The 12,100-nt window shown below is 65.5% G+C and carries 10 protein-coding genes; all 10 read left to right on the plus strand.

The genetic code is table 11. The annotated features are described in order from the left end of the window. The 10 genes from GGD62_RS31420 to GGD62_RS31465 all read left to right on the plus strand — a co-directional run bounded on the left by GGD62_RS31420 (position 1) and on the right by GGD62_RS31465 (position 12,095). A complete protein-coding gene (locus GGD62_RS31420; RefSeq protein ID WP_183712051.1) occupies positions 1-975 on the plus strand; it encodes an NAD(P)-dependent oxidoreductase in 975 nt (324 codons plus the stop codon). Between the two features lies 1 nt (position 976). Next, the gene (locus GGD62_RS31425) at positions 977-1,726 is read left to right on the plus strand and encodes an SDR family oxidoreductase (protein ID WP_183712104.1); all 750 of its coding nucleotides are present in this window, start codon (positions 977-979) and stop codon (positions 1,724-1,726) included. Then, positions 1,723-3,159 (plus strand): NAD(P)-binding domain-containing protein, encoded by a 1,437-nt coding sequence (locus GGD62_RS31430; protein ID WP_183712052.1) that lies wholly within the window; start codon positions 1,723-1,725, stop codon positions 3,157-3,159. Before GGD62_RS31425 ends, GGD62_RS31430 begins: the two co-directional genes overlap by 4 nt. 119 nt (positions 3,160-3,278) lie before the next feature. After that, positions 3,279-4,898 (plus strand): ABC transporter substrate-binding protein, encoded by a 1,620-nt coding sequence (locus tag GGD62_RS31435; protein ID WP_183712053.1) that lies wholly within the window; start codon positions 3,279-3,281, stop codon positions 4,896-4,898. 28 nt (positions 4,899-4,926) lie between these two features. After that, positions 4,927-5,961 (plus strand): ABC transporter permease, encoded by a 1,035-nt coding sequence (locus tag GGD62_RS31440; RefSeq protein ID WP_183236067.1) that lies wholly within the window; start codon positions 4,927-4,929, stop codon positions 5,959-5,961. Then, positions 5,958-6,806, plus strand: a complete 849-nt coding sequence (locus GGD62_RS31445) for an ABC transporter permease (RefSeq protein ID WP_018315991.1) — start codon at positions 5,958-5,960, stop codon at positions 6,804-6,806. The genes GGD62_RS31440 and GGD62_RS31445 overlap by 4 nt, the downstream gene beginning before the upstream one ends. After that, positions 6,803-8,473, plus strand: coding sequence for an ABC transporter ATP-binding protein (nikE, locus tag GGD62_RS31450; RefSeq protein WP_183712054.1), 1,671 nt, complete (start codon positions 6,803-6,805; stop codon positions 8,471-8,473). Before GGD62_RS31445 ends, nikE begins: the two co-directional genes overlap by 4 nt. A 141-nt stretch (positions 8,474-8,614) precedes the next feature. Continuing rightward, positions 8,615-10,216 (plus strand): ABC transporter substrate-binding protein, encoded by a 1,602-nt coding sequence (locus GGD62_RS31455; RefSeq protein ID WP_183712055.1) that lies wholly within the window; start codon positions 8,615-8,617, stop codon positions 10,214-10,216. A 17-nt stretch (positions 10,217-10,233) separates the two neighbouring features. After that, positions 10,234-11,175, plus strand: coding sequence for an ABC transporter permease (locus GGD62_RS31460; protein WP_018315994.1), 942 nt, complete (start codon positions 10,234-10,236; stop codon positions 11,173-11,175). After that, on the plus strand, positions 11,172-12,095 hold the full coding sequence (locus tag GGD62_RS31465) for an ABC transporter permease (protein ID WP_183712056.1): 924 nt from the start codon (positions 11,172-11,174) through the stop codon (positions 12,093-12,095). Before GGD62_RS31460 ends, GGD62_RS31465 begins: the two co-directional genes overlap by 4 nt. Positions 12,096-12,100: the final 5 nt, after the last annotated feature.

Consider the following 12,100-nt stretch of genomic DNA (forward strand, 5'->3'; position numbering starts at 1 on the left):
ATGAAGATCGTCATCTTCGGCGGCACCGGCTTTGTCGGCCTAAACCTCGCCGAGGTGCTGCTCGCGCGCGGGCACGAGGTGACAGTGTATGATCGCGCGCCGCTGCCGAAGACTGCGCAGCGATCGCTGGCCGATCGTCGCGAGCGGCTCAAGGTCGTTCAGGGCGACATCACCGACGCCGAGGCCATCGAGGCCCTCATCGCCGGGGGCTGCGATGCGATCGTGCTCGGCGCTGCGGTCACCGCGGGCGATGACCTCGAACGCGCATCGCCGGCGCGCGTTCTCGAGATCAACGTGATGGCGCAGATTCCGATCCTGCAAGCCGCGATCCGCCATGGTGTTCGCCGCGTCGTCAATCTCTCGTCGGCATCGGCTTACGGCGCTGCGGGCCAGCGCTGTCAGGTGCTCGACGAGGAAACGCCCTGCGATCCCGTCTCGTTCTACGCCATCAGCAAGTTCACCTCGGAGCGCTCCGTGGCACGCCATGCCGAGCTCTTTGGCGGCGACTTCCTCAGTGTCCGCTTGAGTGCCGTGTTCGGTCCGTGGGAGCGACCCGGCTCAGTGCGCGATACGCCAAGCCTCCAGTTCCAGATTCTCGCCGAGTTCGCCCGCGGTGAGCCGGCGCTCCTTCCCGCGCCGGGCACCAAGGATTGGACCTACGCGCCCGACGCCGCCGAAGCGGTGGCGGTGCTGATCGAGGCCGAGCGGCCGCGCCACCGGCTCTACAACATCTCCAGCGGTGCGGCTTGGTCGGCGCTGCAATGGGGCGAGGCCTTTGCGGCGTTGCATCCCGGGCTGCAATGCCGGCTGGCCGCGCCGGGAGAAAGAACCGTCATCAAGCTCCACGGCGGGGATCGGGCGCCGCTGTCGGTCGAGCGGATGGCCGATGAGTTCGGCTGGCGCGCCCGGTTCGGCTGCGCGGAGTCGGCCGCTGCGATGAGCGCCTGGTGGATGCAGCACAAGGATGGGATCTGACATGCGGCTGCAGGGGCGCACGGCCATTATCACCGGAGCGGGCTCGGGCATCGGCCGGGCCAGCGCAAATCTGTTCGCGGAGGAGGGCGCGCATCTCGCTCTGGTCGATCGCGATGCCGCAGGGCTCGAAGAGACGTTGCGCTTGGTGGGCGAGGCCACGACGCATGTCGGCGACGTCGGCGATGCCGCATTCGCCGAGACCGTCGTAAGCGACGTCGTCTCTCGGCACGGCCGGCTCGACATCCTGATGACGGCGGCCGGATTTTCCGTCGGCGGCACGGTGCTGACCACGGATCCGGACGATTGGGATGCCGTGTTCCGCACCAATGTCGGTGGCACTTGGCTGTGGGCGCGGGCTGCGGTGCCGCAGATGCAGCGGCAGAACAGCGGCTCAATCATCACGCTGGCCTCGCAACTCGCCATCGCCGGCGGCAAGGGCAACAGCGCGTACATTGCCGCCAAGGGCGCCATCGTCAGCCTGACGCGCACGATGGCGGTGGATTTCGCAACCGACGGCATCCGCGTCAACGCCATCGCGCCGGGTGCGATCGACACGCCGATGCTTCGCCGCAGCTTTGCCCGGCATGGCAACGCCGACGAGGTGCGCGAAGCCTCCCGCAACCGCCATGCCATGAAGCGGTTCGGCGTGGCCGAGGAGATCGCGCAGACCGCGCTGCATCTGGCGAGCGACGCATCCTCGTTCACGACCGGCACGGTGATGGTGGTCGACGGGGGATGGCTCGCGGCATGAGTGATGCGCTGACACAGCTCGAAGCGGGCATTCGCGCCGATCTCGCCAGGATCGCGCATCCCGGCGCCGCCTGGCTCGAACCGAAGATGGGGCCGGACGGCAAGCCCGCGCTGGACGTGCTCATCGTCGGCGCCGGCCAATCCGGCGTGGCCATCGGCTTCGGTCTGATGCGCTCCCGCGTCAGCAACATCCTGCTGCTTGACAAGGCCGCGGAGGGGATGGAGGGGCCGTGGCTGACCTATGCCCGCATGCCGACCTTGCGCAGCCCGAAGGACTATACGGGGCCCGACCTCGATATCCCGAGCCTGACCTATCAGTCCTGGCATGAAGCCCGCTTCGGCAAGGAGAGCTGGCAGGGGCTTGGCCTGATCGAGCGTGGCCATTGGGCGGACTATCTGCTCTGGCTGCGACGCACGATAGACCTGCCTGTGCGCAACGGCTGCGAGCTTCTGGAGATTGCGCCGGCGGCCGATGGCCTGCTGGCCGCCATCGTGAAACGATCCGGAGAAGTCGAGACGCTCCATGCGCGCAAGATCGTGCTGGCGACGGGACAGGAGGGCATGGGCGGCTGGATGATCCCCGAGCCGCTGCGCGATTTGCCGGCACGCTCGGTCGCAACCGTCGCCGACGAGATCGATTTCGAAAAGCTTCGCGGCAAGCGCGTCGCCGTGATCGGGGCCGGCGCATCCGCGTTCGACAATGCGGCCACTGCGCTAGAGGCGGGGGCGGGCGAGGTGCACCTGCTGTGTCGCCGCGCGCAGATCCAGGTGATTCAGCCCTATCGCTGGCTGACCTTCCGCGGCTTCCTGCGTCATCTCAGCGATCTCGATGATGCCTGGCGCTGGCGTTTCATGCGCAAGATTCTCGAAATGCGGGAAGGATTCCCGCAAGCGACCTACGACCGCTGCGCGCGCCACGCCAATTTCACATTGCACGAGGGCGCGCCGATCGAAGCCGCGTGCGCGACCGGAAAAGGTATTGAATTGCACACGCCGCTTGGCGCCATAGCGGCGGACTTCGTCATCTGCGGCACCGGCATCGATATGAACTTTGCCGCGCGCGGCGAGCTCAGTCGATTTTCTGGCAATATCGCGACCTGGGCCGACCGTTATCAGCCGCCGGACAACGAGCGCAACGCGCGGCTCGGCCGCTTCCCCTATCTCGCCGACGATTACGCCTTCACCGAGCGCGTGCCGGGCGAGACGCCGTGGATCTCCGACATCCATCTGTTCGCCATCGCCTCGACCATGAGTTTCGGCCCGTCGGGGTCATCAATCAACGCGATGACGACGGCCGTGCCGAAGCTGGTCCACGGCCTGACGCGTGGCCTGTTCCGCGCCGATGTTGCGCGGCACTGGGCCTCGCTCAGCGCCTACGACGTGCCGCAGGCGGTGGTCACGCGGCGGGCGGGAAAAATAGGAGAAGCGCGATGATCATCCATGCGCCGCCGCGACGAAGCATCCGCAGAAGCGCATCATGAGACTGGCGCGCAACTTGCTTCTTTCTTAACCTGCCTTGCTGGCATTCTTGTTCGAAATTCGGGGAAAAACCAATGCGTTTTGTGTCTTTCAGGCCGGCGTCCTCCGTGCTCGCCGCCACTGCGCTGTTGCTCGTCGCCATCGCGCCTTCGCAGGCGCAAACCCGGGCGGAGACGCTGCGCTATGTCACCGGCGCATCCGTCAACACGCTCGATCCCAACATCCCCGGCTCGACGCGCGAATCCTTCGCGCTGAGCATGAGCACCTATGACCGGCTGGTGGCGTTCGGCCGCAAGCAGCTCAATGGCAAATGGGTGTTCGATCTCGACAAGATCACCGGCGAGCTCGCCGAATCCTACGACGTCAGTCCCGACGGGTTGAAGCTCACCTTCCGCCTGCGCAAGGACGCAAAATTCCAGGACGGCTCGCCGGTCACGGCGGAGGACGTCAAATGGTCGCTCGATCGCTGCGTCACCGCGCCGATTCTCGGCAAGGCGCAGCTGCTTACGGGCTCGTTGACGTCGGCCGATCAGTTCAAGGTGATCGATCCTCTCACCATCGAGGTGACGTTGCCGAAGCCCGACAAGCTCGCGCTGCCGAACCTCGCCACCGTCTATCCCATGATCATCAATTCGAAGGTGGCGAAGGAGCACGCGACCGCGGATGATCCCTGGGCCACCGCCTGGCTGAAGGAGCACACCGCCGGCAGCGGCGCCTATGTGATCGAGACGTTCAAGCCGGGCGAGCAGGTGATCGTCAAGCGCAACGAGGCCTGGAATCGTGGCTCGCCCGACAAGCCGGCGTTCTTCAAGCGCGTGATCATCCAGTCGGTGCCGGAGCCGGCGACGCGCGCCAATCTGGTCGAGCGCGGCGATGCCGATCTCGTGGTCGATCTCCAGGCCAGCGACGTGCAGTCGCTGGAGGCCAAGGGCAAGCTGAAGGTGATCTCGACCCCGCAATACAATTCGATCACCTTCGTCTCGATGAATAACCAGATCCCGCCCTTCGATAACGTCAATGTCCGCCGCGCCGTCGCCTTTGCGCTGCCCTATGACGACATGTTCAAGGCCGCTCTGTTCGGCCGCGGCGCGCCGCTGTTCGGTGCGAGCTGGCCGGACGGCAAGCCGCTGAACGGCATCTATCCGTTCCAGCAACCCGTCAAGATCGATCTCGACAAGGCCAGGGAATATCTCAAGGCCGCCGGCCTGCCGGAAGGCTTCTCGACCACCTTCAGCTTCAACGTCGGCCAGGCCTCGACCGCCGAGCCGATGGCGGCACTGGTCAAGGAGTCGCTTGCCAAGATCGGGATCAAGGTCGACATCCAGAAGCTGCCCGATGCGCAGATGTCGACGCAGATCAACGAGAAGAAGCTGCCCTTTTACACCGAAGGCATCGTCGCATGGCTGCCGTCCACGGACTACTTCTACCGCAACTTCTACACCGGCAATCAGCGCTGGAACTACAGCTCGATCAACAACCCGGACCTTGCCGCGATCGCGCAGGAAGCCCGCTTCGAGCCGGATAAGGCGAAGTACGAGGAAGCGGGCCGCAAGCTCAACGCGATGCATTTCGATTTGATGCCGCAAATCATGCTGTGGCAGCCGAACCAGGATGCGGTGATGGCGTCCTCGATCGAGGGCTACACCTACGAGTTCCACCGCCAGGTCGACTATCGCGATGTCAGCCGCAAGTGATAGCGTCAGACCAAAGGAGCTCTAGAAGGTGAGGACCGGACTTGGTGCAACGATGGTGCGGGCGGGCAGGCGGCTGTTGTCGTCGCTGCCGGCGCTGTTCGGTGTGCTGGTCTTCACTTTCCTCCTGATGCGCGTCCTGCCCGGCGACCCCGCGGTGTTCTTCGCCTCCGGACCCAATGCCGGCAGGGAGGAGATCGAGCAGATCCGCAAGCAGATGGGGCTCGACAAATCGGTACCGGAGCAGCTCGTGTTCTATCTCTCCGACATCGGCCGCGGCAATCTCGGCCGCTCCATGATGACCGGGCAGCCGGTGCTGAAGGATCTGCGCGAGCGGCTGCCGGCCTCGCTCGAGCTCACCTTCACCGCGCTCCTGATCGCGCTGATCGCCGCGGTGCCGCTCGGCGTGGTCGCGGCCTTGAAGCCGGGCTCGGTCGTCGATCACGGCGTCCGGCTGTTCTGCGCGCTCGGCGTCTGCGTGCCGACCTTCGTGTCGGGCCTGCTGCTGATCTACGTCTTCTACTATCTGCTCGGCCTTGCACCCGATCCGACAGGGCGGATCGACGTTTTTACTTCGCTGCCGCCGCAGCATACCGGGTTTCTCTCGATCGACTTCCTGCTCGCCGGTGATTTCGAGGGATGGTGGGCGGCCTGCAAGCAGCTGATCCTGCCGGCGGTGAGCATGGCGCTGTTCGTGATCGCGCCGCTGGCGCGGATCACGCGTGCCTCGATGCTGGTCTCGCTCGGCAGCGACTTCGTGCGCACCGCGCGCTCGGTCGGGTTGTCCTGGCGCAAGGTGGTCGTGACCTACGCGCTGCGCAATGCGATCCTGCCCGTGATCACCATTGCCGGCATCGTGTTCTCGACCATGCTGGGCGCCAATGTGCTGGTCGAGAAGGTGTTCTCCTGGCCGGGCGTCGCCTCCTATGCGCTCGATGCGCTGCTGTCCTCCGACTATGCGCCGGTGCAGGGTTTTGTGCTGCTGATGGCCAGCCTGTTCGTGCTGGTCAATCTGGTCGTGGACATCTGCTACGGCATCGCCGATCCCAGGGTGTCGATCGGATGACCAGCGCAACTCTCCGTCATTCGGTCTGGATCCTGCGCGGCAACCCGCTCACCGCCGTTGCCGCCACCGGTGTACTCCTGTTCGTGCTGGTTGCGATCTTCGGACCGTGGATCGTGCCTTACGATCCCGTGGCCTCCAATGTCTCGGAGGCATTGCTGCCGCCGAGCGCGGCGCACATTGCCGGGACCGACCAGCTCGGACGCGACGTGTTCAGCCGTCTAATCATTGCTGCGCGACTTGATCTCGCCATTGCGGTCTCCGCCGTCGGCATCTCCTTCGCGATCGGTGCTGTGGTCGGTTCGTTCTGTGGCTATGCCGGCGGCCGGCTCGATCGCGGCGTCGGCCGCTTCGTCGACGTGATGATGGCCTTTCCGCTGTTCGTGCTGGCGATGGCCATGGTCGCAGCCCTCGGCAACCGGATCGAGAACATCGTGATCGCAACCGCGATCATCAATCTTCCCTTCTACATCCGCTTCGCGCGGGCCGAGGTCAATGTCCGCCGGAATGTCGGTTGGGTCGAGGCGGCGCGGGCCTGCGGCGAGAGCCATTTCTCGGTGGTGCTGCGCTTCCTGTTGCCGAACATCCTGCCTGCGATGGCGGTGCAGATCTCGCTTAACCTCGGCTGGGCCATTCTCAACGCCGCGGGCCTGTCCTTCATCGGTCTGGGCGTCAAGCCGCCGACGCCGGAATGGGGCATCATGGTCGCGGAAGGCGCGCGCTTCATCTCGACCGGGCGCTGGTGGCTGGTCGCATTTCCGGGGCTGGCGCTGATGATGGCCGTGCTGTGCTTCAACCTCCTCGGGGACGGGATGCGGGACATTCTCGACCCCCGCATGCGCACATGAGCGAGGCGCTGCTCAGCATTGACGACCTCCACGTCGCGTTCTCGACGCGACGCGGCATGGTCGAGGCCGTGCGCGGCGTGACGCTCACGGTCGAGAAGGGCGAGATGCTCGGCCTCGTCGGCGAGAGCGGCTCGGGCAAGTCGGTGACCGGCTTTGCCACGACGCGGCTGCTCGACACGGCCGGCCGCGTCACCGGCGGCAAGATCCTGTTTCGCGGGCAGGACGTGACCAAGCTCAGGGGCGATGACCTTCGTCAGCTCCAGGGCGCCGCGATGTCGATGATCTTCCAGAACCCGCGGGCGGCGCTCAATCCGATCCGGGCGATCGGCCTGCAGATCGCGGACGCGATCCTCACCCATAAGCGCATCTCGAAAGAGGCAGCGCGGGGCGAGGCGCTGGACCTGCTGCGCGCCGTTCAGATCCGTGAGCCCGAGGCGCGGATGAACGCCTATCCGCATGAGCTCTCCGGCGGCATGTGCCAGCGCGTCATGATCGCGATCGCGATCTCCTGCAATCCCGCGCTGCTGATCGCGGACGAGCCGACCACCGGCCTCGACGTCACCACGCAGAAGGTGGTGATGGATCTCCTGGCGGACATTGCCGCCGCGCGCGGCATGGCCACGATCGTGATCACGCACGATCTCGGGCTTGCGGCGCGCTATTGCCGCCGCATTGCCGTGATGGAACGTGGCCGCATCGTCGAGGAGGCGAGTCCCAGGACACTCTTCAGCGCGCCGCAGCACGCCTATACGAGGCGCCTGGTCGCGGCATCGCCGACCGCGACGTCCCGTATCGAAGATCTCGTGACGGAAGAGGAGCGGGAGCGCTACGCGACTGTCGTCGGCAAGCCCCGAGCGGAGCTCGCGCACGGCACGCCGCCACTTCTGGAAGTGCGAAAACTGGCAAAGCGTTTCGACCAGGGCTCTGCTGCGGTGGCCGACTTCTCGATGACGATGGCCGGCGGCGAGAGCGTCGGGCTCGTCGGCGAGTCCGGATCCGGCAAGAGCACGACGTCGCGGATGATCTGCCGCCTGATCGACCCGAGCGAAGGCGACATCGTGTTCGACGGGCATTCGATCGGTCACGTGGCCTCGCGCGACTTTCACCGTTCGCCCTTGCGCAAAGACATCCAGATGGTGTTCCAGGATCCGAACGAGAGCCTCAATCCGCGCTTTACGGCCTTCGATTGTATCGCCCACCCCCTGATGCGGCTTGGCGGCATGCGGGCGGGTGAGGCGCTAAGCGAACGGGTGGAAGAATGTGCTGAAAGGGTCGGGCTGCCGCTGGATCTGTTGCCGCGCTTTCCGCACCAGCTCTCCGGCGGCCAGAAGGCCCGCGTCGGCATCGCCCGCGCCATCGCCTGCCGGCCGCGGCTTCTGGTGCTGGACGAGCCGACTGCCGCGCTCGACGTCTCGGTGCAGGCGGTTGTGCTGCAACTGCTCGATCGCCTAAGGCGCGAGAACGACATCGCGCTGCTGTTCGTCAGCCACGATCTCAACGTGGTGCGCATGCTCTGCGACCGCACCATCGTGCTGCGCAATGGCGGAATCGTCGAGCAGGGCGAGAGCCGGGCGCTGTTCGACAATCCGAAGACGGACTACACGCGCAAGCTGGTCGAGGCCATCCCGCATATCGAGACCGGCGAGATGCTGGCGGCAGCTCTGTGAGGCCTGGGCCGGCCCAAAAGACATTGAGATCCCGCTGGCGAAGGTCCGGTTAGTGGCATACCATTTGCACGCCAACGGGTTCTGGTTTCACCTGCTCTTGGCCAACGATGGCCGGCATCACGGCATTAACGGGAGGACTTCATGGATCGCAGGACCGTATTGAAGGGACTGGCTGGCGCGGGCGGTCTGGCATTGACGGGCCTCTCGGCCCCGGCGATCGCGCAGGGCGCATCAGCCCGCACCCTCCGCTTCGTGCCGCAAGCCAATCTCGCCAATTTCGATCCGATCTGGGGCACGCAATATGTCGTGCGCAATGCCGCCGCGCTGGTCTGGGACACGCTTTACGGCATCGACGCGCAGCTGCAGCCGCAGCGGCAGATGGTCGAGTCCGAGGAGACTTCGGACGACGGCAAGATCTGGACGTTCAAGCTGCGCCCCGGTCTCAAGTTCCACGACGGCGAGCCGGTGCTGAGCAAGGATGTCGTCGCGAGCCTGTCGCGCTGGGCTGCGCGCGATCCGATGGGGCTGATGATCCTCGCCAACCAGCAGGAATTGACCGTCGTCGACGACCGCACCTTCAAATGGGTCTTGAAGCAGCCCTTTCCGAAAATGCTCTACGCGCTCGCCAAGAACAACGCGCCGTGCTCCTTCGTCATGCCCGAGCGCATTGCCAAGACGGATCCGTTCAAGCAGATCACCGAGTATGTCGGCTCCGGGCCGATGAAGTTCGCCAAGGGCGAATGGGTGCCAGGCGCCAAGGCCGTGTTCGAGAAGTTCGCCGACTACGTGGCGCGCCAGGAGAAGCCGTCGTGGCTCGCAGGCGGCAAGCAGATGCAGCTCGATCGCATCGAATGGATCGTGATGCCTGATCCGGCCACCGCGGCCGCCGCCCTGCAGAACGGCGAGGTCGACTGGTGGGAGAACCCGATCGCCGATCTCGTGCCCGTGCTGAAGAAGAACAAGAACATCAGCGTCGATATCGGCGATCCCCTCGGCAATATCGGCTCGTTCCGCATGAACCATCTGTTCGCGCCGTTCAACGACGTGCGGGCGCGGCGCGCGGTGCTGATGGCCATGAGCCAGGAAGATTACATGCGCGCGATCGTCGGCGACGACAACGCATTGTGGAAGGCGCTGCCTGGCTTCTTCACGCCGGACACCCCGCTCTACAGCGAGTTGGGTGGCGAGATCCTGAAGGGCAAGCGCGATCTCGATGCGGCCAAGAAGCTGCTGGCCGAGAGCGGCTATTCCGGCCAGCCGGTGACTTGTTTGGTGGCGCAGGATCAGCCGATCACCAAGGCGCAAGGCGACGTCACCGCGGATCTCCTGAAGCGGCTCGGCATGAATGTCGACTTCGTCGCGACGGACTGGGGCACGGTCGGCTCGCGCCGCGCGGCGAAGACGCCGCCCGGGCAGGGTGGCTGGAACATGTTCCACAGCTGGCATGCCGGCGCCGACTGCATCACGCCCGCCGCCTACACCGCCATCCGCGCCAATGGCGAGAAGGCCTGGTTCGGCTGGCCCAATAGCCCGAATACCGAGAAGGAGATCACGACCTGGTTCGACGCCAAGAATCTCGAGGAGGAGAAGGCGGCGATCGGGCGGGTCAACAAGGCCGCGCTCGAGGATGTCGTCTATGCGCCGACCGGCTTCTTCCTGACCTACACGGCCTGGCGCAAGAACGTCTCCGGCATCACCAAGGGGCCGCTGCCGTTCTTCTGGGGCGTGTCGAAGTCTGCATGATCGTGCGTTGAGGCCAGATGCTCTCCTACATCCTCCGTCGCATCGTCGCGACCCTGCCGGTCATGGCCATCGTCGCGCTGTTCGTGTTCAGCCTGCTCTACATCGCGCCGGGCGATCCCGCCGTGGTGATCGCGGGCGACCAGGCGAGTCCGGAGGATGTGGAGCGCATCCGCCAGAGCCTCGGTCTCGATCGCCCCTTCCTGGTCCAGTTCGGAAGCTGGGTCTGGCGTATCCTGCACGGCGATCTCGGCACCTCGATCTTCACCAACCTGCCGGTCTCGGCGATGATCGGGCAGCGCCTCGGACCGACGCTGTCGCTGATGATCGTCACGCTGCTGCTCACGATCGTGGTGGCGGTGCCGCTCGGCGTGGTGGCGGCCTGGAAGGCCGGCAGCCTGATCGACCGCGTCATCATGGGCTTCGCCGTGTTCGGCTTCTCGCTGCCCGTGTTCGTGGTCGGCTACATGCTCGCCTACATCTTCGCGCTCGAGCTCGAATGGCTGCCGGTGCAGGGCTATACGCCGCTCAACCAAGGCTTCTGGCCCTGGCTCGAGAACCTGATCCTGCCGGCGATCGCGCTCGGCTGCGTCTATATCGCGCTGGTCGCGCGCATCACCCGCGCCGCCATGCTCGAAGTGTTGCAGCAGGACTATATCCGCACCGCCAAGGCCAAGGGCCTCGGGCAGGGCGGCATCCTGTTCATTCACGCGCTGAAGAACGCGGCGGTGCCGATCGTGACCGTGATCGGGATCGGCATCGCGCTGCTGATCGGCGGCGCGGTGGTGACCGAGAGCGTGTTCGCGATTCCCGGCCTCGGCCGGCTCACGATCGATGCCATCCTGCGCCGTGACTATCCCGTTATCCAAGGCATCGTCCTGCTGTTCAGCTTCGTCTACGTCCTCGTCAATCTGATGATCGACGTCATTTACACGCTCGTTGACCCGAGGATCCGCTATTGACCGATACGACCGTCAATCCGCAATCGCTTCCGGCCGGGCTCGTTCTTGCGCCACAACTGCCTGAAATCCTGCGGCCGGTCACGATCCGGCGCGGCTTCGTCGGGTTATTGCGCGGCCATCCGACGGTCGCGATCGGCGGCGCGCTGCTGCTGGCGCTCGTCCTGATCGCGATCTTTGCGCCCTATCTCTGGACGGTCGATCCGACAGCGCTCGCCCCCGCCAAGCGCACCCGGGCGCCGTCGGCCGATTTCTGGTTCGGCACCGACGTACTCGGCCGCGACATCTATTCACGCGTACTGTTCGGTGCGCGGGTCTCGCTCACGGTCGGCCTGTCGGTCGCGATCTTCGCATCCGTGGCCGGCCTGGCCATCGGAATGGTCTCCGGCTTCATCCGCTGGGCCGACGGCATCCTGATGCGATTCATGGACGGCTTGATGTCGATCCCGCCGATCCTGCTGGCGATCGCGCTGATGGCGCTGACGCGGGGGAGCGTCGGCAACGTCATCCTCGCCATCACCGTCGCCGAGATCCCGCGCGTCTCGCGCCTCGTTCGCAGCGTGGTGCTGTCGCTGCGCGAGCAGCCCTATGTGGATGCTGCGGTCGCCTGCGGCACGCGAACGCCGATGATCATCCTGCGCCACATCCTGCCCAATACGCTTGCGCCCATGCTGGTGCAGGCGACCTATATCTGCGCCAGCGCCATGATCACCGAGGCGATCCTGTCCTTCATCGGCGCCGGCACGCCGCCGACCATTCCGTCCTGGGGCAACATCATGGCCGAGGGCCGCGCGCTGTGGCAGGTCAAGCCCTACATCGTGTTCTTTCCGGCGGCCTTCCTCTCGGTCACCGTGCTTGCGGTGAATCTACTCGGCGACGGTCTCCGCGATGCGCTCGATCCGCGCATGGCCAAGCGTCTCTGACCGGG

Origin of the sequence: Bradyrhizobium sp. ERR14, from assembly GCF_014198235.1 — a bacterium.
Lineage (GTDB): Bacteria > Pseudomonadota > Alphaproteobacteria > Rhizobiales > Xanthobacteraceae > Bradyrhizobium.

Coding starts and splice junctions, on each gene's coding strand:
- GGD62_RS31420 (WP_183712051.1), top strand. CDS start 1: ATGAAGATCGTCATCTTCGGCGGCACCGGCTTTGTCGGCCTAAACCTC.
- GGD62_RS31425 (WP_183712104.1), top strand. CDS start 977: ATGCGGCTGCAGGGGCGCACGGCCATTATCACCGGAGCGGGCTCGGGC.
- GGD62_RS31430 (WP_183712052.1), top strand. CDS start 1,723: ATGAGTGATGCGCTGACACAGCTCGAAGCGGGCATTCGCGCCGATCTC.
- GGD62_RS31435 (WP_183712053.1), top strand. CDS start 3,279: ATGCGTTTTGTGTCTTTCAGGCCGGCGTCCTCCGTGCTCGCCGCCACT.
- GGD62_RS31445 (WP_018315991.1), top strand. CDS start 5,958: ATGACCAGCGCAACTCTCCGTCATTCGGTCTGGATCCTGCGCGGCAAC.
- nikE (WP_183712054.1), top strand. CDS start 6,803: ATGAGCGAGGCGCTGCTCAGCATTGACGACCTCCACGTCGCGTTCTCG.
- GGD62_RS31455 (WP_183712055.1), top strand. CDS start 8,615: ATGGATCGCAGGACCGTATTGAAGGGACTGGCTGGCGCGGGCGGTCTG.
- GGD62_RS31460 (WP_018315994.1), top strand. CDS start 10,234: ATGCTCTCCTACATCCTCCGTCGCATCGTCGCGACCCTGCCGGTCATG.